The following is a 22,451-nucleotide window of genomic DNA, read 5'->3' as shown; positions in this document are numbered from 1 at the left end:
ATTAATTAAAAAAATTTTTATAAAACCTGTTTTAAAGTTATTCCCATGAATAACCTATTTGATAAGTTCACTAAATTTGAAGAAAACGACCCGGAATTTCATGAAATATTTAAAAATTTTGCATTTAATGAAGTTTTTGAATATTCTGCTTTAACAGACAAGGAATCTGTTCTGGTAATTTTAGCATCTTTGATTGCCTGCCAGTCTCCTAAAGCATTTAAAAAGATATTATTTAAAGCGGTCAATAATCAGATTACTCCAGTTGAAGTCAAAGAATTGGTTTATCAGTCAGTTCCTTATGTTGGTTTTGGAAAAGCGCATAACTTCTTTGGGGTTGTAACAAAAGTCCTGGACAAAGAATCTATTGATGTTCCTCTTGAGCCTCAATCTAATACAAATCCGACCAATAGACATCAAAAAGGTCGTGAACTTCAGGAAAAGTATTTTGGAAAAGAAAATATGGAGTTGATGAGAAATTCCACACCTGAAGATCAAAAACATTTCAACACGTTTTTGGAAGGTTTTTGCTTTGGAGATTTTTATACACGTGATGGTTTGGATGACCAGCAAAGGGAATTAATTACTTTCGTATTCATTGCATCTCTGGGCGGTTGTGAAAATCAGCTGAGGGGTCATACACAAGGCAACTTGGCTGTCGGTAATGATAAGGAAAAGTTAATTTCTACTATAACGGTTATAGTGCCATATATTGGCTTTCCAAGGGCTCTTAATGCATTAAGTATTGTCAATGAAATTTGCGGATAATGGTGATTATATGATATATAGATGTACAATTTGCGGTCATATACATAATGAAGAAGCGACAGGAATACTGCTGAGTGAATTGGATGTCTGTCCAATTTGCAAGCAAGAAATTTCCAAGTTTGTTGAGGTTGAAAACTCAAAATCAACAGAAAACATGGAGATTAAAAATACTGAACTTGCATATGACAAAAATTATGCGAAAAGCGATAAGGACATAAGGGCAATGGATGCGATTCATCAGATGGCAATCACTGGTGAGTCCCTTGTCTCTGCAATGTATACTGAGCTTCAAATGCCTAATTGGGATGATATATTGATTTTAGGTTGTCAACTGAATCCACAACCTCTTGAAAGTGATGTTGAAGTGAATACTCAAACGGTCATTGGAAAAAATGCAAAAAAGCCATTGGTCATTGAAAGTCCAATATATATCACTCACATGTCGTTCGGAGCGCTTTCACGAGAAACCAAAATATCTCTTGCTAAAGGAAGTGCAGCTATTAAAACTGCCCAATGCAGTGGGGAAGGAGGAATATTGGCTGAAGAGATGGAAAATGCATATAAATACATTTTTGAGTATGTTCCTAATAAATACTCAGTTACAGAAGAGAATTTAAAAAATGCTGATGCTATTGAAATCAAAATCGGTCAATCAACAAAACCTGGTCTAGGAGGACAGCTTCAAGGTGAAAAAGTGACTTCTGAAATTGCAGAGGTTAGAGGAAAACCTTTGGGCGAGGACATCCATTCTCCCGCAACAATACCTGGAGTTTCCAGCAAAGATGATTTGAAAGATTTGGTGGATAAACTAAGGGAGAAGTCGAGTGGAAGACCAATTGGTCTTAAATTTGCAGCAGGAAGAATTGAAGATGACTTGGAGTATGCATCATATGCTGAGCCGGATTTTATCACTATCGATGGTAGGGGTGGATCAACCGGCGCCAGTCCAAAATTAATCAGGGATTCCACTTCCATTCCAACAATATTTGCACTCTCAAGAGCTCGTAAATTCTTGGATGAGCATGAAAGCGATATTGACTTGACAATAACCGGAGGATTGAGGGTGTCTTCTGATTTTGCAAAGGCATTGGCTATGGGTGCAAATGCAATAGCTGTTGGAACCGGTGCAATGATTGCGGCAGCTTGCCAACAGTATAAGATATGTGACACTGGGGACTGCCCGGTTGGTGTTGCAACTCAAGATGAAGAGTTGAGAAAAAGATTGAAAATTGAAGTTGCATCAAAAAGAGTTGAAAATTACTTAAGAGTATCAACTGAAGAGTTAAAGACTTTTGCAAGAATCACAGGTCACAGAGATGTGCATGATTTGAATATAAATGATTTATGCACAATAAACTCTGAAATATCTGATTACACTGATATTAAACATGTCTGAATGTTTTGAGTATTGATGTTCAACATCAATATTCCAATTTTACCATGTTAACAAGAGTATATTTCGATTTTCAGATGATGATAATAAATTCATTTCTTTTCGTAATTTTTAATAAGTTGTTTATCTTTCTATTTTTAATGAGTTTTTCATGGCTATTTGTCACTTTTCGTGATGTTGGATGTGTAAAAAAGGAATTTTTTTTTTAAATCTTTCGCTAACTTTTAAATTAGTCTTTAAAATCGTTATGAAAATATTTATATGTCAGTGTTAATTAAAATATTATTACTAATCACGATATTGGATTGCAATTAGGATTGGATAAAAGATATATGGAAATATTAAGAATTTGGATAAATGATTATCCATTTTTTAATGTTATTTCGAATTGGTATGATTTTATTCATCTGCCGTTTCGGATGGATGTTACGCGGATTACAGTACTGATAATTCCAACTGTTTTCAGTTGATATGCACAAGAAAATTATTCGTTAGTGTCTTTTCATTAATCCCTGATTAAAATATTTGATGTCTGGTAGTAATCTATTAATTTATTCAAAAAGGAGGATGTCTATGAAGTTTAATAAGAAACTGTTAATTATTGCGGTTATAGCTATAGTGGCAGTTGTTGCTACAAGTTCTGTAGTTAGTGCGGGATTGTTCGACTTTTTAGGAGGCAGCAGTAACTCTGACGTAAACGGAACAGTAAATTTAGCTGCAGCAGCTAGTTTAAAAAATGTTTATGATGAAAAATTAATCCCTATGTTCGAAGAAAAGTATCCTGGTGTAAAAGTTACCCCTACTTACGCTTCAAGTGGTGATTTACAAACTCAAATTGAAAATGGTCTAAAAGCGGATGTATTCATGTCAGCCGCTAACAAACAAATGAATGCTTTAATAAATGAAAGTTTAGTTGACAATAAAACTAACGTACAATTCTTAGAAAACAAAGTTGTTTTAATTGTACCTAACGACACATCAGCTAATATCACTTCATTTGAAGATTTAAAAGATTTCAACGGTACCATTGCTATGGGTAACCCAGAATCCGTACCTGCAGGTCAATACGGTCAAGAAGTATTGAACAACACAGGTATTTGGGATGATGTTGAATCTAAATTATCTTTAGGTACTGATGTAACTGCTGTATTGAATCAAGTAGCTCAAGGATCTGCTGACTGTGGTATCGTATACTCTACTGATGCTAAATCCAACGATCAAGTTAAAGTAGTTTGTGAAGCTCCTGATAGTGCTTTAAAAACTCCAGTTATATATCCTGTAGCTGTGCTTAAGAATTCAACAAACCCAGATGGTGCACAAGCATTCTTAGACTTCTTACAAACTAAAGAAGCTAAAGATATCTTCGTTGAATACGGTTTCACTATTCATGAATAAATTTGTAGTGTATATATTTAATGAAGAATAAATAGTTATATTAAGGTGATATAGACATGGCTGTTGATTGGTCCCCGATTTTCATTTCAATGAAAACTGCAAGTTTATCAATTTTCATAACCTTTTTTGTAGGTTTGATTGTTGCTTGGGGTATCGTTAAGATAAAAAATGATACAATAAAAATTGCACTCGATGGTATTTTTACACTTCCGATAGTGCTACCTCCTACCGTAGTAGGGTTCTTTTTATTGTATATTTTTGGGGTTAGAGGACCAATAGGAAAGTTTTTTTTAGACTTTTTTACAGTGAAAATAGCTTTTTCATGGTCTGCAACAGTTATTGCTGCAGTAGTCATGTCTTTTCCTTTAATGTATCGCTCTGCTAGGGGTGCATTTGAACAGGTTGATTCAAATTTGTTAGACGCTGGTCGTACATTAGGTATGTCTGAGTGGAAAATTTTTTGGAAAGTTTTATTTGCTAATGCATTGCCGGGGATTATTAGCGGAGGAATTCTTGCTTATGCTCGTGGTTTAGGGGAATTCGGTGCTACAGCTATGCTAGCAGGCAATATTGCCGGACAAACTAGAACTCTCCCTATGGCTGTTTACTCTGAAGTGGCAGCAGGTAATATGGGAACTGCTTTTGATTATGTAGTAGTCATTGTTATCATATCATTTATTGCTATTTTCATTATGGATTACTTATCTATACGTAAGGAAAAGCAGTGGAGATAGGTATATGCTATTTTATTGATATTTTTATATTGTCGAGGAAGGATTATGAGTAATAAACTATTAAATGTGGAAATCCATAAGAAACTTAAAGAGTTTGACTTGGATGTTAGTTTTGAATTGAAAAAGGGTTGTTTGGGTATTCTTGGTCCTTCTGGCTGTGGTAAAAGTATGACCTTGAAATCTGTTGCGGGTATTGTGGATCCTGATGCAGGTATTATAAGTTTGACTACTGATGAAGAAACTGTTTATTTTGATTCAAATAAAAAAATTAATTTAAAACCTCAAAAAAGAAATGTGGGTTACTTATTTCAGAATTATGCTTTATTTCCTAACATGACTGTTGAGGAAAATATTGCTATTGGCTTGTCTAAAGATTATGATGAAAAAATTGTTTTGGACATGATTAAACGTTTTCATTTAAATGGCTTGGAAAAGAGATATCCTAGACAATTGTCTGGTGGTCAACAACAAAGAGTAGCTTTGGCACGTATTTTGGCTTATAGTCCTGATGTTATATTGTTTGATGAACCATTCAGTGCTATGGATACTTATTTAAAAGAGCAATTGCGTATTGAATTGGTTAATTTACTAGAAAATTTCGATGGATTTTCTATTTTGGTTACTCATGACCGTGATGAAGCGTTTCAGTTTTGTGATGAACTTTTAATATTGGATGAAGGTAAAATTATAGCAAAAGGGGACACTCATGAAATATTTGAGAATCCTAAAAAAGTTCAAGTTGCAAGACTTACTGGATGTAAGAATATTTCTAAAATAGAAATTATTGATGATTATCATCTCAAATCTTTAGAGTGGGGAGTCACATTTGAAGTATCCGAAAAGATTACATCAAACATAACTCATATTGGTATAAGAGCGCATGATTTCACTCCTGCTGAAGAAAATGATGTGAATGTATTGGCTATGACAAATTCATCTGTATTGGAAATGCCTTTTGAATGGGAAGTGACTTTGGAAAATGGTTTGTGGTGGGAATGTGAAAAACAGATTCGTGTGCATGAGTTCGAGATTCCTGACTATATTAAAGTAGACCCAAAAAATATAATCTTATTGGAAGAGTAAGATTAATTTCTACCACTTTTTGTAATTTATTTTTAAAATTTAAAACAGTCTTTTTGATGGTTATTGATAATTCCAATGGATTCTAGATAGGAATAGATTATTGTCGGACCAACAAATTTCATGCCTCTTTTTTTCAAATCCTTGGAGATTATTTTAGATAAATCTGATTCGGTTTTAAATTCGGCTTTTATGATTTCAAAATCTGTAAATGACCATATATATTTATCAAAACTGCCGAATTCCTTTTGAATTTCAATAAATTTTTGGGCATTATTTATTGCAGATGCAATCTTTCCTTTGTGGCGAATGATTTTTTCATTTGAAAGTAACTCCTCAATTTTATTTTCATCATAACCGGCTACTTTTTCAACATCAAAGTTATCAAAAGATGTTTTAAAGTTTTCTCTTTTTTTAAGGATTGTAATCCATGATAAACCTGCCTGAAAAGATTCTAAAACCAGCATTTCAAATAATTCTCTATCATCATGTGTCGGAATGCCCCATTCTTCGTCATGATATTTTATATAAATATCATCATCAGTTACCCAAGAACATCTGTTTTCTTTCATAGAAATAAATATTTAATGCTTCATTTAAATATATTTTTAGAGAATTATGAATAAAGCATTGAAATCAAAAATAATCATGTTTACTGCAATGATGTTATTCATGTTTTTTTATATGTCTGTATTTGGAAATAAAAATGCGGTAATTGGAGTGACAATGGTAATGGCGACATTCATGAATTTGGGAAATGACCTGTCATTCAAACCAAAAACTTCTTTTATTAAAATACTGCTGTTGCTATTAGTTTTAGGTTTGGCATCATTTTTGAATAATCCATTAACATTATGGGGTTGCATCTTAACATTTCTAGTTGTTTTCGGAACTACATTCACATCTTATCATTTATTCGGCACAAGTGTGTATTTGCCATTTTTGATGTGTTATTTTATGATGGTTGGCATTCCGATATCCCTTGAAGATTTGCCGATGAGACTTTTATCCTTGGTGTTCGGTGCAATTTTCATTGTTGGATTGAATATTGTTATAAATAAGAAGAAAACTTATAAATTATCTAAAGCCACAATAACAACTTTAATTAATGAACTAAACAATGCCATAGATTTGAAATTAAATGGTGAGGAAGTATCAATCGATAACTTTAAAACGGTAAGCGGATTTTATTTGAGTATTTTTAATAAATTTGAATATAAGCTTTTCCCAACAAAAACACAGCAATCAGTTTTAGATGTTGTCAAATCTTTTCAATACATTGGAAGGATTCTATCAGAATTTGATTTATCAAAAAATGAATTGCTTTATTTAAAAGATGTTTTATCACAGATAAGAAATATTAATCCTAAAGATATTTTTCACGTTGAAATTGAGAGTGAAGGAATGCCTCTTGCATTGCTGAACTTAGAGATTATTGCAAATGAAACTAAAAAAGATTTAACCAATGAGGCCATTATTCCAGATAAAAAAACTTTATTTTCATTGTTCAAGCCAATGATTAAAAGACAATTCAGTTTTCGTTCTGTCAAATTCACATTTGCTTTTAAGATGGCTTTTATTCTTTTTATTTGGCAGTTGTTAACATTAATATTTAATTTACCGTTTACCAAATGGCTATATTTTGCTACAATACCATTGATGTTGCCTTATATTAATGATGTTGAATATACTGCAAGAAGCCGTCTTCATGGAACATTGATAGGGGTTTTCATTTTTGCAATAATAATGCTGATGATTCCATACATCAATCTTTCATTTAATGTAATGATGATGATTGTAATGATAATCTGCATGATGATAATGGTTGTTAAATTAGAGGATAAATTGATTTTAGCAATTGTAACAACAATAATGTCGGTCATGACTGCATTGATGTATATTGAACCTCCCGAAGCAATGTTCTTAAAGGTATTGTGGGTGGCAGTTGCCGTGCTGGTTGTGACATTATTCAACTATAAATTCCTGCCGTATTCCGTCGAAATCGAAACGAAAAATAACTTAAAGGCGTCTTTCGGACTTAATTTAAAATCTATAAATTTAATTAAACAGAAATGTATAAATAATGATGATGTTGAAAAAACAACAGTGCTTGTTGTAAGCAATATTATTCGTGAAAATATTGAAGTGACTGATGAAAATGACTCATTAAACCAATTACAAATTAAGATAACGGATATTTGCAATTTCATTTTGAATTGTCTTAATTTTAATGAAATTTTAGATGAGTTAGCTGAAAATTTGGTGAATATTATTGATAATGGTTCTAAAATAGATGATAATCTAAATTTTAAAGATAAGATTATTGCTTATTGTATGGATTATGTAATGAAATTATATGAAGAAGAGAATGAAATCATGGAGGAATTATATGGTTGATTTAGGTTTTGGAATGATGAGACTTCCTATTTTGGATGAAAACGACTTTAAAAGCATTGATTATGAGCAAGTGAATAAAATGGTAGATGAGTTTATGGATGCGGGATTTAAACATTTTGATACTGCATTTATTTATCATGAAACCCTTGGAGAACAGGCATTTAAGAAGTGTGTTGTTGACAGATATCCTCGAGAATCATTTAAAATAGCAACTAAACTGCCTTTGTTCATAATTACTGAAGAATCACAATTAGAACCAATATTTACAGAACAGCTTGAAAACTGTGGTGTGGAATACTTCGATTATTTCATGTTGCACAATGTAAGCGGATATACGGAAACCGCATGGAAAAATGTTGATCTCTATTCATTTATCCAAAAGAAAAAAGAGGAAGGTTATATTAAGCACATTGGTATTTCCACTCATGGTAATGCAGAATTTTTAGAGGAGATTCTGTTTGACCATCCTGAATTGGAATTTGTTTTACTTCAGATTAACTATCTTGATTGGGAAGATGAAGGAATCGAATCCAGGAAATGTCTTGAAGTTGCAAGAAAATATGATAAATCTGTAATGATTATGGAACCGTATAAAGGAGGATTTTTAGCAGATGTTCCTGAAGAGGCTGAAAAAATCATGAAGGAATGTAATCCTGATAGATCTGTGGTTTCATGGGCAATGAGATTTGTAGCTAATCTTGATGATGTATGCGTTGTGTTGACTGGTGCAAGTTCCCTGGAACAGCTTGAAGAAAACATCAGGGAATTTAAAAATGCCGACCCATTAGATGATGATGAATTACAAATCTTGGAAGATGTTTCAGAGATTATTAACAGCAACATCACTGTCGACTGCACTAAATGCAGATATTGCGTCGACACATGTTCTGAAGAAATTGACATCGCCAAACTTTTTGATTTATACAACAAGCATAAAATTCTGGGCCGTGATGACTGGTCACAACCTGGAAATGCCTATCTGAATTATTCAAAGCTGCCTGATGTAGGTATTGCTTCAGACTGCATTGAATGTGAATCATGCATTGAGGAATGTCCTCAGCAAATCAATATTCCCGAAGTATTGAAAGATGTTGCAAAAACATTTGAAACTGAAATCTATGGGTTTACGAATTAAGCCCAAATTATTTATTTTTTTTAAGCAAATTTTTAATAACGATTAATATTATAATTATAAATAATTATTTTATGAGGACAGATTATGATACCTGGTATGAATAAAAAACAAATGAAACAGATGGAAAGGCAAATGAAAAAAATGGGTATGAAAATGGAAGACCTCCAAGGTGTTCGTGAAGTAATTATCCGTTTTGATGAAAAGGAATTAATAATTGATAATCCGAGCGTAAGTTTAATGAATGTGATGGGCCAAGAAACCTACCAGATTGAAGGAAAAGCTCGTGAAGTGGAACTGGAATATGAAGTTGAAATTCCTGAAGAAGATGTGGAAATGGTAGCTAACAGTGCTAATGTATCTGCTGAAGAAGCAAAAGCGGCTCTGGAAGAATGTAAAGGTGATTTGGCAGAAGCTATCATGAAATTAAATCAATAGATAATATGACCGTTATTGTTCACATTTCAGATTTACATATCAGTAAAGCCAATTTTGATGAAGAAATGTTCATGGCTGCTGTAAGTGAAATTAATAATCTGCAGCCAGATATGATTATTCTGACTGGGGATATTACTGATAATGGATATTATAAGGAGTTTGAACAGGCTTCAAGATATTTGGCAATGTTTGAACCGCCATTATTTGCAGTTCCAGGTAATCATGATGCCCGTAATTTAGGTTATCAGACTTTTGAGGAGTTGATGGGTGAGAGAAGTTGGAAATTAACTGTGGGTGATGATTTTACAGTTATTGGCCTTGACAGCAGCACCCCTGATGAGAGCCGTGGAGAGATTGGCCGGCCTCAACATTTATGGTTGGAACACCAATTGGACGAATGTGTTGTCAATGAAAACTTTTCAGTTGTTGTTCTTCATCATCATGTGATATCAATTCCACAAACCGGTCGTGAACGTAATGTTTTATCAGATTCAGGTGATATTTTAAAAACATTAACAACCCATGAAGTAGATTTAATCTTATCTGGACATAAACATGTTCCAAACATCTGGAAAATAAATGAAACTCTGATTGTCAATGCAGGATCATTATCTTCTGTAAAACTCAGAGGGAAAAATCTAAATTCTTATAATGTTTATAATATTTCTGAAGATAATATAGAGATTTATCTTCATAATGTCGGTGGGGATAAATTTTTATTTGGTGAATATCCAAGGAATAAAATTTAAAACTTTAAATATTGTTTGAAACAAAGATATTATACTGACAAATTATTCGATAATAGATTATTTTTTAGGTGATATTGTGAAAGTTGTTGTAGATGCTTCAAATGTAGCTCACTATGTAAAAAATGAAAATGGGCAACCTAAAATGTCCAATATCCTTGCTGCTGTAAAAGCACTGGAAGAAAGTGAGGATGAGTTTGTAATTATTGCTGATGCATCACTTCGCCATGATATTGACGATAAAGAGAGCTTTGCGAAATTGTTGGAAAGTGAAAATGTTGAAGAAGTTCCAGCAGGCAACGATGCAGATCATTTCATTCTCGAAATTGCAACAAATGAAAAAGCAAAAATATTGTCTAACGATAAATTCAGAGATTATGCTGCTGAATTTAGGAATATTGCTTCTATGAGAATTCCATTTGTAATTGAACGGGGAAGATTAACATTCGGAAAACCTAAACAACCTAAAAAAGATAAGAACATCCTGCAAAAAATTTGTGATGAAATTATTAAAGAATTAAATTTCAAAAAATGGGAAATATACACAGGAAAGGAAGGATTGGAAATTTCCCCATTAAACATTGCTAAACAAGCAATTATACGTATTGATAATGAAAATAACGCTGAATCTAAACTTGAAAACATATTTGCTAAAATCCCAATGTTTAATAAAATTGTGGAAATGGTGGATGATGTTGAAATTGCCGCCCCATATGTTATATTCGTATTGGTTCATCCAAAAGATTACAAAATAGCTGTTAAAAATGCAGGTAACATTTCCGTTACTGTCGCAGATAGGTTAGGTCTTGAGAAAAAACCTTTGATAGCAGTTCGTAATGATTTGTTTACAAAACCGGGTAATTTCGAATTAAATATTCTCTTGGCTGATGAAGTAACTGAATATGCACCATATAATGTTCTAGTCCGTGTAAGTACTCATGATGAAGTGTTTATTAAAAGAAACTCCAGAAATATTGCAAGTACAATTGCGGGCAGATTAGGGTCATGGAAATTCCCATTTGTTTCCGTCAAACCGGATATGCTTTTAGAAAAACCAGGACAATTTGAAATTGAACTTGAAAAAGGAGGAGGTTTAGATGACTAGTGCTTTGACTAAGTCATTTGTCAAACTCACAACCAAGCTCAATCCAATTGCCGTTGGAACAAAATTCTTTCCAACCAATTCTCTTGAAACAGAATATGTAGAGTTATTCAATTATACTCAGACTATTCTTTTTGAGCTTGAAAAAGCGGAGATTAATTCAGATACTATTTTGCAAAATCTCATTCGTGATGTTGGTGCTGAAAATATTCCGGTTGAGTACACGTTCCATGAATTAAAACCTGCTGAGAATAAGATTGAGGAATATGCTTTAGTAAGCAATATTATTATGGGTAGTGACCGTTATTTCTACATTGAAATACCTCATCCATCTAATTTAATTAATATTTTTGTAAAGATTATTGAAAACGAAGCTGGAGAGATAGTCGAAAAAACAGACACGGAACTTGTCGCAAGAATGTTGAGTAAGAATGATGCAATCAGAGTAGCTATTGAACTAATTGGAATTGGTTTGTCTGAAGGTATTCAAGTAATATCTGCTGTTGGAATGACTGGAGCAGCTTCTATTGAAAGAGCAATTCATTATACTCAAAGTATTGGTAGTTTTCCTGGAATTGCATTCACCAAACTTGGTGGAGAATATGCTTTGGTGTTTGACACTCCCTTTTTATTAAGGGAATCAAGACCGGTTGATTTGGAAAATTATCTGTTCATTGATTTAATTGATTCCACCAAATTCATCAGTAAAAATGGTAGGAATCAGCTTGTTGACCTTATGACTGGAATTAAAAACTTCATTGAAACTGAATGTGAAGGCGAACTTGAAGGTTATAGGGAAGGTGGGGACGATTTTATTGCAAGATTCCCATCTAAAGATTTAGCTATCCGTGCAGGTCTTGATGCAGCTTGGTTTGCACTTGATAATGGGGCTAAAATAAGGGCTGGAATTGGAAGAAGTAGGAGAGAAGCTGGTGAAAGAGCACAACTGGTTGATGATTTGCCATCCACATCTCCGTTATCATTAGTAGTTTTTGAATTGGCTAATGGATTATACGCGTATAATATTCCATCTGAGTTTACAAGAACTTTGATAAATCTGGTTGAAAATGAAAAATCAACATTGATTGGGATATTTGCATTTGTATTTATCTTAGTTTATTTAATGTCAATATTGGGACTTGGAATGTTTAGCTTTGTAGCCGTTATATTGGCTTTAGTTTATGCATTTGTAGTTTAAGTAATGAAAAAGAGAATTATCATGTCGAGAAGAAGAAAAAATGACAAAAGGGTTTTGAGATCGCCTAGGGATAATAGACCTCCTAGACATATGCAGAAAAGAAGGTCTCCTAGAACAAAAAAAGCCAGTAAAGCTAGTAAGACAACAATGGCAATAATGGTAATTGCATTGGTTGCATTTGTTATAGGTGCGGGAATTGGCATTTCAATGGCTCTTGACGATTCTTCAGATGATGATAAAGTCGAATTTGAAAATGTGACTGTTGAGATGACTACAAATTTAAACAATACAACAGTTGATTATGATGATAAAGTGGATGACATAGATTTTAATAATCAGGAAGACATTCAGGAATTTAATCTAACTAATGTTACTTTATCTTATTAAATTATTTTTTAGTGGTTTTTATGGGTTTTATTAGAAATCTTGATGGAGGATTTTCAGTTATTGAAAATCTTGAAGTATCCGGAGCACGTGAAGGCAAATTTGGAGTTACAATTATCGTTTCCAGAGGAAGTACTGCTTCTGCAGTTTTCACTTCAAATAATGTAGTTGCGGCCCCTGTAAAATATACAAAAAAAGCAATTAAAAATGGAAGAATTTCTGCAGTTTTTGTAAATAGTGGAAATGCTAATTGTTTTACAGGCGAACAGGGATTTAAGGATTGTGAAACTTTGGTGGAATTGATTTCTCGTGATTTGAAAATACCTAAAGATGAAATTGCAATTTCATCAACCGGAGTAATAGGTCGTGAAATGCCAATTGACATAATATCCAAAGTGGCTTATGAATCTCTTTCCAAACTTGGAAACAAAGCGGAAAACTCACTTGCAGCAGCCCGTGCAATCATGACAACTGACACATTTCCGAAAGAGTGTGCTGTTGAAGTAACATTAACCAACGGAGAAACTGTTAAAATTGCGGGAATTACTAAAGGAAGTGGTATGATAGCTCCTAATATGGGTACAATGCTGTCATTCATAGTTACAGATGCAGTCATTCCTGCTAATCAAATCAATAAGGCTTTAAAGAAGGCTGCAGATGTTAGTTTCAACATGATTGTTGTTGATGGTGATGAAAGTACTAACGATACCTGTCTGATGATGGCAAATGGAGCGTCTGATGTTGAAGCTGTAAACGATGGTGAGGTTGATGTAAACTTCCAGGAAGCCTTAAACTATTTATGCATAGATTTGGCTAAAAAAATGGCACGTGATGGTGAGGGAGCCACTAAATTCATTGAAGCTAATGTATTTGGAGCAAAAGACTCTGAAGATGCTAAACTTGCTTCCAAATCAATCATTTCATCAAGTTTATTCAAATCTGCTGTATTCGGTGGAGATCCAAACTGGGGAAGAATTGTATCAGCAATTGGATACTCCGGTTGTGATTTGAATCCAGATATCATAACTATTTCCATTGCCGACGGTGAAGATGAAGTGGACCTTGTAAGGAAAGGTGAAATTTTAGCATTTGAAAACACACCTTATCTTGAAAGGGCTGAAAAAATCATGCAGTCAAAAAATGTCATAGTTAATATTGATATGGATTTGGGTGAAGGACAAGCCACCGCATGGGGTTGTGATTTAACTTATGATTATGTTAAAATTAATGCTGAATACACTACTTAAAGAAAAGCTTTAAATATATTGAAAACAAATATTTTTATGTTATATATAATTCTGATTTTTTAACGATTGATTAGAAGGAGGGAAGATTATGGCAAAAGTTAAAGGAACTAACAGAAGAACCAGACCAAAAAGAAGTTATACTAAACCTGGTAGTAAAAGAGGAAGAGGAGTAAAACAAACTTGGAAAAAATAATCCTCTTATAACTTTTTTTTACTTATTTTAACTATTTTTAGATGTTATTAATATCTCATCACATTGAAAATTATTATATACTATTTTTTAAAGAATATTATTTAGGTGATTAAATATGATGGAACCTGAAAACGGTCACAGAGCACATGGATTTTCAAGCGCATATTTCCTGGACTCTGATGAAATAATAAAAGAACTAAATCTTACAGGAGACGAAACCTTTATGGATGCAGGTTGTGGAGACGGTCACAATGCAATTAAGGTTTTAGAAGATTATAACCATAAAGGAACTGTTTATGCAGTAGACATTTATGATGCTTCCATTGAAGATATGGAATCTTACAAAAGAGAAAATAATGTTGAGAATTTAATCAATATCGAAGCGGATATTGCCAAAGGCATTCCTGGTGTTGAGGATGGATCAATCGATGTTGTCTTGCTTGTTAATGTTTTCCATGGATTTAAAGCATCAAGAAATCTTGATGAAGCAGTTGAAGAACTTGCAAGAATAGTTTCTGATGATGGAAAAATAGTCATTATGGATTATAAGGCTTGGGATGTTCCAAAAGGACCGCCAACTAAAATGAGAAGTTCTCCGGAAGAATTGGAAGAGTTGTTCAATAATCATGGTCTTAAAATGATTTATTTAAATGAAGAAATAGGTGAGGACATTCCGCAAGGCAAATCCCACTATCTTATAATGTTTGAAAAAAGTTAATTCTTTTTTTTAGGGATTTCTATCCCCAATTTATTTTATTTTCTTTTTTTGTTGAAAATCATTATATACTATTTTTTAAAGAATATTATTTGAGGTGTTGAAATGGAACACAAACATCATGGAAAATCAAGTTCAAAATTTTTAGATGCCGACAAAATTTTAACAGAATTAAACCTCAACGGCAATGAGACTTTTATGGATGCCGGTTGTGGTGATGGTTATATCTCAATTAAAGCAATTGAAAAATATCTTCCTGATGGTAAAGTTTACGCCGTAGATGCATATGATGTTTCAATTCAGGAACTGGAAAGATATAGGCTGGAAAACAATATTGGTAATCTTACTAATATTGAAGCGGACTTAACAAGGGGCATTTCTGGAATTGAGGATGATTCAGTTGATGTTGTGTTGATGCTTAATGTATTTCATGGATTCAAATCCGGAGAAAGGGGTTCTGTCATAAATGAGTTTAAAAGAATAATGAAAAATGATGGCAGGATTGCAATTATGGAGTTCAAGCCGATAGAAATGCAATGGGGTCCTCCAGTCGACGTTCGATGTTCTTCAGAAGAATTGGAAGAAATATTCAATGCCTATAATCTTAAAAAAGTTTATTTGAATGAGGATATTGGAGGAGACATTGACGATGGCAAGTCTCATTATCTGATAATTTTTGAAAAGGAGTAAATCAAATGATTTTTGCAGCAATACTTGCAGGCGGAATAGGGTCTAGAATGGGGGGAACTGACACACCCAAACAATTCTTGACTTTAGGAAACAAACCAGTTATTATTCACACTATAGAAAAATTTGTTATAAACAGTAACATTGATAAAACTATTGTTTTGACACCAAAAAATTTCATTAATCATACCATTCACTTAATTGATGAGTATATCCCAAATTCAGAAGACATCATTGTTATTGAAGGTGGGAAAACCAGAAATGATACTATTATGAACAGTATCAACCATATTGAAGAGAATTTTGGCATTGATGATGAGTCAATTATCATAACGCATGATTCGGTGCGCCCATTTGTGACTCATAGGATTATAGAAGACAATATTGATGCCGCAAAAAAATATGGGGCCTGCGACACAGTAATTCCTGCCACTGATACAATTGTTGAAAGTATCAATGGGGAGACTATAGAAAGTATTCCCGTAAGGGATTATTATTACCAAGGTCAAACTCCACAGAGCTTCAATATAAAAAAACTTTTTAACTTAATCAATAGTTTAACGCAAGAAGAAAGCAATATTCTTACAGATGCATGCAAAATATTCACACTTAAGGATGAGGATGTACATCTAGTTAATGGTGAAGTGACAAATATTAAAATTACATACCCTTATGATTTAAAATTAGCAAATACAATACTTGATGATATTCATGATTAATATTGTTTATAGATTAAAATCTCCAAAATTCTTTGAAGAGGCAATAGATGAAGTGGAATTGGATGGCGTAGTTGTAAGACCGACTCATCTTTCAATTTGCCAGGCTGACCAAAGATATTATCAGGGTTCAAGACCGGCAGAAGTTTTGGACAAAAAATTGCCGATGGCATTGATTCATGAAGGAATCGGAGAGGTTGTCTTTGACAGTGAAGGAAATTTCAAATCCGGTGATAAAGTAGTAATGATTCCAAACACTCCCTCAAGTAAAGATGTGTGTCTTCCCAATTATTCATATAACTCAAAGTTTAGGGGGAGCGGATTTGATGGATTCACCTCTGATCTGATTAAACTCGCGCAGGATAGGGTTGTAAAGATACCTGATGATTTTAACTTGAATGTATCTGCATTCATAGAACTGATAAGTGTCGCTTATCAGGGAATCAACAAATTCAGACAAATTGCATCAACTCCAAAAGACAGATTGGGCGTTTGGGGAGATGGCAATTTGGGCTTCATCACAGCACTGCTTTTAAAGGAAGCATTTCCAGAATCTAAAGTGATGGTCTTTGGGAAACACCATGAAAACCTGAACCTATTCTCATTTGCCGATGAAATATATAGAATCCATGATATAGGTGATGTTGTAGTTGACCATGCTTTTGAGTGTGTTGGTTCAAGTGCATCACAATCAGCAATTGAACAGATAATAGATATCATTAATCCTCAGGGAATAATAAGCTTATTTGGAGTAAGCGAGTATCCAATACCTATTAATACTCGTATGGTTTTGGAAAAGGGATTGACCATTCAGGGTAATAGCAGGTCTGATAGGGAAGATTTCATTGGAGTTGTTGAAACTCTAAGAGGAAATCCTCAGCTATTCGAATACCTGGAAAAGTTAATTACCAATATCTGTGAAATAAACTCTTTAAATGACTTGAAGGAAGCATTTGACAAAGATTATATTTCTAAATTTGGTAAAACAATTCTAAAATGGAAAATATAGTTCAGGATATTTTGTTTATTATCTTAAAATATTCTCTTCTATAATAATTTCGATCTTCTTTTCTGCACTTTACCTGAAGCAGGCTAAGGGCATGTATGTCGTCCCCATTTAGAATTTCATTATTTTTTATCTTATGCTTAATTGCTTTAAGTATTATCTGACATGGATCTTCATTGATGCAAGCTAATTTGATTGTAAAATCGGCTTTTGACATAATTTCACATTCTTTCATGCATATGTTCACATCATCCGGACAGATTATGTAGATTGAAATAGGGCATCGGTTTTTTTCATACAACGCTTCAGCAAGCTCTACATACTTGACAAGTTCATCTTCATCAAAATCAGTCATTTGAAATTCCAAATCAATCAGTTCGCCATCTTCTGTTGTAAAGATATCTCCACCAGGATAAATGCCATCATCAACAGCCCTCAAGTGCTCTGGGGTGGGATATTTTATTTTGCGGTTGTCGTTAAATGTCTTTTCGATAACTTTTGTTCTTATATTATAATCTTCCATATTCATATTTTCAGCCTGTACAATTTAGTTGTACATTCTATATATGAATTAATAGTTAATAAATTAGTAAGTTAGTTTTTAAAGCAATTTAATAAGCTTAAATCAATATTAAAGTCATTAAATAAAAAAAGATTAAGAGTGAAAAAAAAACTCTTAATTTTCGAATTTTGATCTTGTTCTTCTGACTTCATATCTTGCAAATGCATAGTTGATAACACTTGCAATAGCTCTTCCTATACATAATCCTAGCCAGACTCCAACAAGATTCAAATCAAATACAAATACGAAGAGGTAAATTAGAGGAACAACGAATATGATTTCCCTTAAAATTGTAAACATCAGGCTGTATGTTCCCTTTCCGATTCCCTGATAAAAGAAGCTGGAAGGGATTCCAATACCTGTTAAAATCAAAGTTGGACATACAATCTGAAGATATTCGGCAATTCCTGGAACCAAACTGGCTGTTTCGGGAGTATATGCAAAAATTGTTGCAAGAGGAGTTGCAAATATTACCAGTATCAATGTTATTGCTGTTCCCAATGCCAAACCAAATTTGGCACCGTATTTGTGTGCTCTTGAAAGATAATCTCCATTTCGAGCACCAAATGCGCTGCCGGATACTGCAATCACTGCAGACCCGATAGCTGTAAGGGGCATTATTGCAAATAGGTATAGTCTTTGGCCTGATGTGAATATCGCAATACCAAAGTCGCCGCCGATCATTGAAATCACAATCAAATAAATTGACATTGCGATTGCCATTATCAGCATGTCAAGTGCGGATGGAATTCCAACTTTCAGAATGTCTTTTGTTAATTTTGAGTTGAATTTGAATTTTTTAAGACTAACATTAACATATGTGTCCTTTTTAATCAAAATCCAGTACAGCATTATGACTGCTGCAATGGCTGAGCTTACAATTGTTGCAAGTGATGCACCGGCAGAACCAAGGCCCATGATGTAAATGAATACAGGGTCAAGGGATGCATTTAAAATAACTGTTGCAACCACAACATACATTGCCCTTTTCATGTCTCCTTCACCACGGAGGATTCCGCTGCACCCATTTGAAAACATAAAAGAGATTAATCCTAAAAACAGTGGTGTTGCATAAGTCACTGCTTCTTTTAATGTTTGCCCAGTTGCACCATAACTTCTGAGCAATGGCTCTTGGATTATAATAAATACGATTGTTAATATGATTGATGCAATGAAAAATATGAATAGTGAATGCGCTGCAGATTCATTGGCTTTATCATGATTTTTCGCTCCAATAAATCTTGATATACTGCTTGTTGCACCGTTTCCAAGTCCTACACTTGCTCCGTTCAACACCATAAAAATTGGTGTTACAAATCCGATTCCTGCAATAGCTGTCGGTCCGAGACCAGCCACCCAGATGCCGTCAACGATATTGTATAATGCTGTCAGTATCATTGAAATCATGATTGGAATAGCTAATTTCTTTACAGCCTTTTCAGGTTCTCCCCTCATTAACTCCACATTTTTGTTAGCCATAATTTAAAATATTGGTTAATCTAATATTTATTAGTGGTGATAATGTGGATTATGAAACAGTCATTCGGGAAAAATTTCCGAATTGTGAAGTGGAAGTATTGACTCCTGATGTTTTTGAAATAGACCGGGTGGTTGAGTACATTACCGATGATATTATAGTGTATAAACCGTTTTCCGTCATGGTGCATAGGCACTTGATAAGGTTCATGATGAATGTTTCAGAGCGTGGAAAAATTTACTATCTTGACGGTTTTTCTCCTGAAGACCTAAAAATGGTTCATGCGGGATTGTTGAAATTCACATGGAAAAGTGACGTTAAAATTAATCTGTTCAAAAATGCCGATCCGGATAGGGATATGTTGGGTTTATAGTCATCAAAAATTAGCTTAGAATATTCTGTAAGAAGCATTTGATCAAAACAAAATATTAGAAAAGGGATATTATTTTTTAAAGGGGTTGATTTTATCAACAACGGAATCTTTCAAAATGTCCATTGCTGCATTGTAGATTTCATCGGCTTGTTCTTCACTTATGCCTAATTTTTCTACAATTCCTGAAGTAATCTTATCCTTGTTTGAATGTCCCCGAATTGATGTTCCTTCTATAATGTCATTAACATTTTCTGCCTGAGTAACATCCAAACCTGTGCTTTGCCAATTCATTGATAAAATTTTCTTTAGTCATAATTTACACCTTTTTTTGTATATAATTTGTATTAGTTAGGGTAATAATATTTTTCTGATAGTATTGCAATGAGAGTATTAAAACTGGAAAAACTCATCGCAATATTCGCAATAGTAATTGTAGGTGCTTTGGCAGAAATTTCCGATAATCACTTCATTTTCCAGTGATTCGATAGCCATTTCGTCTGTGGGCTCACCATAGAATACTCTTTTCAGTTTTCTTTTGCATTTCGGACAATTTTTCATATTATCTAATTATATTAATTATGAAGTTTAAATATTGTTATGGGTGTAGAATATGTTAATCAATGTAGGAGCTGAATTTGGTAAGAATCTGGAAACTAGTGAAATTGCAGTCGAATTAATTGATATCTTAAATAAAATTGATGGTGATGACTTTATCTTGGATTTCAAGGAAGTCTATTTCATTACTATGAATTTTGCTCAAGCATATTATAATGCTAAAAACGAATCTCCAAAAAAGATTTCCGAAATCAATATAGGGGATGAGATTAGTGTTGTAATGGGTGCTGCTGATGAAGCGTGCAACCCTTAATTTTTCTTTCTTTTAACTGAATAATTTTGTTGCCATAACCAAACATTTTTAAAAGCAATTCAATACAAATAATTCAATATCCACTGTTGACCGGTAATAATATGCAAGTAAAAACAAAACCTGTTGAATTAATAGAATTATTTTATGATTTGATTTTTGTATATGCAATATCAAAATTAACAGCTTTGATTTCAGAGCCGATTGGTGGGGTAATCCCACCATATAACTTTTTTGCATATTTGATAACATCATTTGTGATTCTGCAGGCATGGCTTTACTTTACAAATTATGTTAATCGGTATGGGAGGTGGAAATGGTATGACTATGCCCTGGCCTGTGTAAATATGATTGCCGTAATTTACATGGCAAACACGATTTCACATGACTGGCAATCAATGGCTTTTCCATTTGACCTTGCAATGTTAATACTTCTTTTAACGGTTGTCGCATTGTATTCAATTCAGGCTTACAAGGAAAAATCAATGGTTGGGGCAGCAGGCAATTCCATTACAATCTTGACGGTTGTCTGTACAATCTACGTAATTGCTATTCTGTCAATATTCTTCAATTTTTCAGGATATGTAATATGGATAAATGTGGTGGCGGTCCTAACGGGGGCTTTCTTACCTTTCTTTATCAGAGGTAAATTTGACAAGAGCATTATTAGCTTTCCTCATTTGGTTGAAAGGTTCGAATTATTGACTATTATTACCTTTGGTGAAGCCATTGTTGGACTTACACATTTCTTTGACACATCCAACTTCAATTTTGTTCCGATTTTGGTCTTTTTCATTGTCCTGACAATGTTCGGTTCATATGTAATTCAAATCCATTATCTTATGGAACACAACAGAGTTGAAAGGTCTTTAAGGTTAATGTTTAGCCATTATTTTATTGTAATCAGCATTAATCTTGTGACAGTTGCTTTGGAGTTAATTCATAGTGGGGAGGTCAATCATCTGTTTGCAAGCGGATTGATGATTGGGTCACTGGTTATTTTTTATCTGTCAATCATGGCAAATAAGGAATATTATAGGAAAAATATTAAATTAACAAAAAAAGATATTATACTAATGATAATGGCTACATTTGTGGGGATGGCCATTGTTTTGATATTTATTTCAAATTTATATGCTTTCTTAATTGGAAGTCTAACTATAACATTTGGCAATTTTGGAGTATTATTGACTAAACAAAAAAAGGTGTTTAAGTGAGTGAACAAAAATTAGAAGTATTCAATGTTTTAAACTTTTTAAATAATGGTTATGAACTGGGTGATATTCTAAACGAAGGAAATTTTGGAACTTTTGAATCCGGACAGGCTTGTGTGGATTATTTAGTTGAAAACAATTATCTTGAAGGTGATGGCAGTGCATTGACCGCCGAAGAGATATCTAAAAAATACAAGGTTGCAGATTTAAAAGAATTATTAAAAGAAAATGGTTTGAAAGTTTCAGGTAAAAAACAGGAACTTGTTGAAAGAATTCTGCCGGTTTTAAATGATGGTGCTGGTTCTGGAGATTACAGTTTAACTCAAAAGGCAAAAGAGTTTCTGGATGAAAATGAATGGATTGACCTGTACATGTTTGCACTTGTTGCATTCAGATTTGAAGATTATGAAACTTATGTTAAAGCGGCAGGCAATGGTTCAGTTCAGACTGCACATGATTTCTGTGATGAAATCATATCCAAGGCATTAATAGCCAATCAATTCTTAGTATTTATCGATGCATTGTCTGCAAAAGCGCATGTTTTCGCCTATGAAGGGGACTACGAATCATTCCTGGATTATGATTTGCAACGTTTCATTCTAGGATTAAATCCGATTGTCCTTGATTCTCAA

At 33.4% G+C, this 22,451-nt stretch carries 26 protein-coding genes; 21 read left to right on the top strand and 5 right to left on the bottom strand.

Translation table 11 applies throughout. The features are described from left to right. The first annotated feature begins 45 nt into the window (after nt 1-45). The 5 genes from Q4Q55_RS04180 (at nt 46) to Q4Q55_RS04160 (ending at nt 5,370) form a co-directional block, all read left to right on the top strand. On the top strand, nt 46-765 hold the full coding sequence (locus tag Q4Q55_RS04180) for a carboxymuconolactone decarboxylase family protein (protein ID WP_303371568.1): 720 nt from the start codon (nt 46-48) through the stop codon (nt 763-765). A 10-nt stretch (nt 766-775) separates the two neighbouring features. Then, the gene (locus tag Q4Q55_RS04175) at nt 776-2,161 is read left to right on the top strand and encodes a glutamate synthase-related protein (RefSeq protein ID WP_303371567.1); all 1,386 of its coding nucleotides are present in this window, start codon (nt 776-778) and stop codon (nt 2,159-2,161) included. A gap of 570 nt (nt 2,162-2,731) precedes the next feature. Continuing rightward, a complete protein-coding gene (modA, locus tag Q4Q55_RS04170) occupies nt 2,732-3,553 on the top strand; it encodes a molybdate ABC transporter substrate-binding protein (protein WP_303371566.1) in 822 nt (273 codons plus the stop codon). A gap of 56 nt (nt 3,554-3,609) precedes the next feature. Continuing rightward, nucleotides 3,610-4,287 (top strand): molybdate ABC transporter permease subunit, encoded by a 678-nt coding sequence (gene modB, locus Q4Q55_RS04165; RefSeq protein WP_303371565.1) that lies wholly within the window; start codon nt 3,610-3,612, stop codon nt 4,285-4,287. A gap of 45 nt (nt 4,288-4,332) precedes the next feature. Continuing rightward, the gene (locus Q4Q55_RS04160; RefSeq protein ID WP_303371564.1) at nt 4,333-5,370 is read left to right on the top strand and encodes a sulfate/molybdate ABC transporter ATP-binding protein; all 1,038 of its coding nucleotides are present in this window, start codon (nt 4,333-4,335) and stop codon (nt 5,368-5,370) included. Between the two features lie 32 nt (nt 5,371-5,402). Here Q4Q55_RS04160 and Q4Q55_RS04155 read toward each other — a convergent pair whose 3' ends face one another. After that, nucleotides 5,403-5,939 carry a DNA-3-methyladenine glycosylase I gene (locus tag Q4Q55_RS04155; protein ID WP_303371563.1) on the bottom strand — a complete coding sequence of 179 codons (537 nt, stop codon included), beginning with the start codon at nt 5,937-5,939 and terminating at the stop codon, nt 5,403-5,405. Nucleotides 5,940-6,039: 100 nt separating this feature from the next. On the opposite strand from Q4Q55_RS04155, the gene Q4Q55_RS04150 reads away from it, so the two are divergent. From Q4Q55_RS04150 to Q4Q55_RS04095, 12 genes are all read left to right on the top strand, one after another. Beyond that, nucleotides 6,040-7,764 carry an FUSC family protein gene (locus tag Q4Q55_RS04150; RefSeq protein WP_303371562.1) on the top strand — a complete coding sequence of 575 codons (1,725 nt, stop codon included), beginning with the start codon at nt 6,040-6,042 and terminating at the stop codon, nt 7,762-7,764. Beyond that, a complete protein-coding gene (locus tag Q4Q55_RS04145) occupies nt 7,757-8,899 on the top strand; it encodes an aldo/keto reductase (RefSeq protein WP_303371561.1) in 1,143 nt (380 codons plus the stop codon). Before Q4Q55_RS04150 ends, Q4Q55_RS04145 begins: the two co-directional genes overlap by 8 nt. Nucleotides 8,900-8,983: 84 nt before the next feature. Next, nucleotides 8,984-9,334, top strand: a complete 351-nt coding sequence (locus Q4Q55_RS04140) for a nascent polypeptide-associated complex protein (protein ID WP_303371560.1) — start codon at nt 8,984-8,986, stop codon at nt 9,332-9,334. Nucleotides 9,335-9,339: 5 nt separating this feature from the next. Next, complete coding sequence (locus tag Q4Q55_RS04135; protein ID WP_303371559.1) at nt 9,340-10,083, top strand: metallophosphoesterase; 744 nt, start codon at nt 9,340-9,342, stop codon at nt 10,081-10,083. Between the two features lie 76 nt (nt 10,084-10,159). Continuing rightward, a complete protein-coding gene (locus Q4Q55_RS04130) occupies nt 10,160-11,185 on the top strand; it encodes a Zc3h12a-like ribonuclease (RefSeq protein WP_303371558.1) in 1,026 nt (341 codons plus the stop codon). Then, complete coding sequence (locus Q4Q55_RS04125; protein ID WP_303371557.1) at nt 11,178-12,380, top strand: hypothetical protein; 1,203 nt, start codon at nt 11,178-11,180, stop codon at nt 12,378-12,380. The genes Q4Q55_RS04130 and Q4Q55_RS04125 overlap by 8 nt, the downstream gene beginning before the upstream one ends. A 21-nt stretch (nt 12,381-12,401) precedes the next feature. Continuing rightward, complete coding sequence (locus Q4Q55_RS04120) at nt 12,402-12,767, top strand: hypothetical protein (RefSeq protein WP_303371556.1); 366 nt, start codon at nt 12,402-12,404, stop codon at nt 12,765-12,767. A gap of 20 nt (nt 12,768-12,787) precedes the next feature. Beyond that, nucleotides 12,788-14,011, top strand: coding sequence for a bifunctional ornithine acetyltransferase/N-acetylglutamate synthase (argJ, locus tag Q4Q55_RS04115; protein WP_303371555.1), 1,224 nt, complete (start codon nt 12,788-12,790; stop codon nt 14,009-14,011). Nucleotides 14,012-14,319: 308 nt separating this feature from the next. Then, entirely contained in the window at nt 14,320-14,922 is a 603-nt protein-coding gene (locus Q4Q55_RS04110) for a class I SAM-dependent methyltransferase (protein ID WP_303371554.1), read from the top strand. 102 nt (nt 14,923-15,024) lie between these two features. Beyond that, nucleotides 15,025-15,609, top strand: coding sequence for a class I SAM-dependent methyltransferase (locus Q4Q55_RS04105; RefSeq protein ID WP_303371553.1), 585 nt, complete (start codon nt 15,025-15,027; stop codon nt 15,607-15,609). A gap of 5 nt (nt 15,610-15,614) precedes the next feature. Further along, complete coding sequence (locus tag Q4Q55_RS04100; RefSeq protein WP_303371552.1) at nt 15,615-16,325, top strand: 2-C-methyl-D-erythritol 4-phosphate cytidylyltransferase; 711 nt, start codon at nt 15,615-15,617, stop codon at nt 16,323-16,325. Further along, nucleotides 16,309-17,331 (top strand): alcohol dehydrogenase catalytic domain-containing protein, encoded by a 1,023-nt coding sequence (locus Q4Q55_RS04095; RefSeq protein WP_368660134.1) that lies wholly within the window; start codon nt 16,309-16,311, stop codon nt 17,329-17,331. Before Q4Q55_RS04100 ends, Q4Q55_RS04095 begins: the two co-directional genes overlap by 17 nt. A 1-nt stretch (nt 17,332) precedes the next feature. Here the strand turns inward: Q4Q55_RS04095 and Q4Q55_RS04090 are convergent, their stop codons facing one another. Both Q4Q55_RS04090 and Q4Q55_RS04085 read right to left on the bottom strand, forming a co-directional pair. Then, nucleotides 17,333-17,857 carry a hypothetical protein gene (locus Q4Q55_RS04090; RefSeq protein WP_303371550.1) on the bottom strand — a complete coding sequence of 175 codons (525 nt, stop codon included), beginning with the start codon at nt 17,855-17,857 and terminating at the stop codon, nt 17,333-17,335. A 147-nt stretch (nt 17,858-18,004) separates the two neighbouring features. Further along, the gene (locus Q4Q55_RS04085; protein WP_303371549.1) at nt 18,005-19,369 is read right to left on the bottom strand and encodes an MATE family efflux transporter; all 1,365 of its coding nucleotides are present in this window, start codon (nt 19,367-19,369) and stop codon (nt 18,005-18,007) included. A gap of 44 nt (nt 19,370-19,413) precedes the next feature. Here Q4Q55_RS04085 and Q4Q55_RS04080 point away from each other — a divergent pair, with 44 nt between their 5' ends. Further along, nucleotides 19,414-19,740 carry a hypothetical protein gene (locus Q4Q55_RS04080; RefSeq protein ID WP_303371548.1) on the top strand — a complete coding sequence of 109 codons (327 nt, stop codon included), beginning with the start codon at nt 19,414-19,416 and terminating at the stop codon, nt 19,738-19,740. A 69-nt stretch (nt 19,741-19,809) separates the two neighbouring features. Here the strand turns inward: Q4Q55_RS04080 and Q4Q55_RS04075 are convergent, their stop codons facing one another. Next, the gene (locus tag Q4Q55_RS04075) at nt 19,810-20,031 is read right to left on the bottom strand and encodes a hypothetical protein (RefSeq protein ID WP_303371547.1); all 222 of its coding nucleotides are present in this window, start codon (nt 20,029-20,031) and stop codon (nt 19,810-19,812) included. Nucleotides 20,032-20,130: 99 nt separating this feature from the next. Then, complete coding sequence (locus Q4Q55_RS04070; protein WP_303371546.1) at nt 20,131-20,298, bottom strand: hypothetical protein; 168 nt, start codon at nt 20,296-20,298, stop codon at nt 20,131-20,133. A 52-nt stretch (nt 20,299-20,350) separates the two neighbouring features. On the opposite strand from Q4Q55_RS04070, the gene Q4Q55_RS04065 reads away from it, so the two are divergent. From Q4Q55_RS04065 to Q4Q55_RS04055, 3 genes are all read left to right on the top strand, one after another. Continuing rightward, complete coding sequence (locus Q4Q55_RS04065) at nt 20,351-20,608, top strand: hypothetical protein (RefSeq protein ID WP_303371545.1); 258 nt, start codon at nt 20,351-20,353, stop codon at nt 20,606-20,608. A 101-nt stretch (nt 20,609-20,709) separates the two neighbouring features. Then, nucleotides 20,710-21,822 (top strand): low temperature requirement protein A, encoded by a 1,113-nt coding sequence (locus Q4Q55_RS04060; protein ID WP_303371544.1) that lies wholly within the window; start codon nt 20,710-20,712, stop codon nt 21,820-21,822. Then, nucleotides 21,819-22,451, top strand: a 633-nt coding sequence (locus tag Q4Q55_RS04055; RefSeq protein ID WP_303371543.1) for an SAP domain-containing protein, incomplete at its 3' end; no start/stop codon positions are given. The genes Q4Q55_RS04060 and Q4Q55_RS04055, both read left to right, overlap by 4 nt.

Origin of the sequence: Methanobrevibacter sp. (genome assembly GCF_030539555.1) — an archaeon.
Classification (GTDB): domain Archaea; phylum Methanobacteriota; class Methanobacteria; order Methanobacteriales; family Methanobacteriaceae; genus Methanocatella.
Note: the sequence above shows the minus strand (reverse complement) of the source record. Positions and strands in the feature narration are given on the sequence as shown.

Coding starts and splice junctions, on each gene's coding strand:
- Q4Q55_RS04070 (WP_303371546.1), bottom strand. CDS start 20,298: ATGAAAAATTGTCCGAAATGCAAAAGAAAACTGAAAAGAGTATTCTAT.
- Q4Q55_RS04075 (WP_303371547.1), bottom strand. CDS start 20,031: ATGAATTGGCAAAGCACAGGTTTGGATGTTACTCAGGCAGAAAATGTT.
- Q4Q55_RS04085 (WP_303371549.1), bottom strand. CDS start 19,369: ATGGCTAACAAAAATGTGGAGTTAATGAGGGGAGAACCTGAAAAGGCT.
- modA (WP_303371566.1), top strand. CDS start 2,732: ATGAAGTTTAATAAGAAACTGTTAATTATTGCGGTTATAGCTATAGTG.
- Q4Q55_RS04145 (WP_303371561.1), top strand. CDS start 7,757: ATGGTTGATTTAGGTTTTGGAATGATGAGACTTCCTATTTTGGATGAA.
- Q4Q55_RS04095 (WP_368660134.1), top strand. CDS start 16,309: ATGATATTCATGATTAATATTGTTTATAGATTAAAATCTCCAAAATTC.
- Q4Q55_RS04160 (WP_303371564.1), top strand. CDS start 4,333: ATGAGTAATAAACTATTAAATGTGGAAATCCATAAGAAACTTAAAGAG.
- modB (WP_303371565.1), top strand. CDS start 3,610: ATGGCTGTTGATTGGTCCCCGATTTTCATTTCAATGAAAACTGCAAGT.
- Q4Q55_RS04155 (WP_303371563.1), bottom strand. CDS start 5,939: ATGAAAGAAAACAGATGTTCTTGGGTAACTGATGATGATATTTATATA.
- Q4Q55_RS04120 (WP_303371556.1), top strand. CDS start 12,402: ATGTCGAGAAGAAGAAAAAATGACAAAAGGGTTTTGAGATCGCCTAGG.
- Q4Q55_RS04150 (WP_303371562.1), top strand. CDS start 6,040: ATGTTTTTTTATATGTCTGTATTTGGAAATAAAAATGCGGTAATTGGA.
- argJ (WP_303371555.1), top strand. CDS start 12,788: ATGGGTTTTATTAGAAATCTTGATGGAGGATTTTCAGTTATTGAAAAT.
- Q4Q55_RS04105 (WP_303371553.1), top strand. CDS start 15,025: ATGGAACACAAACATCATGGAAAATCAAGTTCAAAATTTTTAGATGCC.
- Q4Q55_RS04140 (WP_303371560.1), top strand. CDS start 8,984: ATGATACCTGGTATGAATAAAAAACAAATGAAACAGATGGAAAGGCAA.
- Q4Q55_RS04060 (WP_303371544.1), top strand. CDS start 20,710: ATGCAAGTAAAAACAAAACCTGTTGAATTAATAGAATTATTTTATGAT.
- Q4Q55_RS04175 (WP_303371567.1), top strand. CDS start 776: ATGATATATAGATGTACAATTTGCGGTCATATACATAATGAAGAAGCG.
- Q4Q55_RS04065 (WP_303371545.1), top strand. CDS start 20,351: ATGTTAATCAATGTAGGAGCTGAATTTGGTAAGAATCTGGAAACTAGT.
- Q4Q55_RS04125 (WP_303371557.1), top strand. CDS start 11,178: ATGACTAGTGCTTTGACTAAGTCATTTGTCAAACTCACAACCAAGCTC.
- Q4Q55_RS04110 (WP_303371554.1), top strand. CDS start 14,320: ATGATGGAACCTGAAAACGGTCACAGAGCACATGGATTTTCAAGCGCA.
- Q4Q55_RS04135 (WP_303371559.1), top strand. CDS start 9,340: ATGACCGTTATTGTTCACATTTCAGATTTACATATCAGTAAAGCCAAT.
- Q4Q55_RS04180 (WP_303371568.1), top strand. CDS start 46: ATGAATAACCTATTTGATAAGTTCACTAAATTTGAAGAAAACGACCCG.
- Q4Q55_RS04090 (WP_303371550.1), bottom strand. CDS start 17,857: ATGAATATGGAAGATTATAATATAAGAACAAAAGTTATCGAAAAGACA.
- Q4Q55_RS04100 (WP_303371552.1), top strand. CDS start 15,615: ATGATTTTTGCAGCAATACTTGCAGGCGGAATAGGGTCTAGAATGGGG.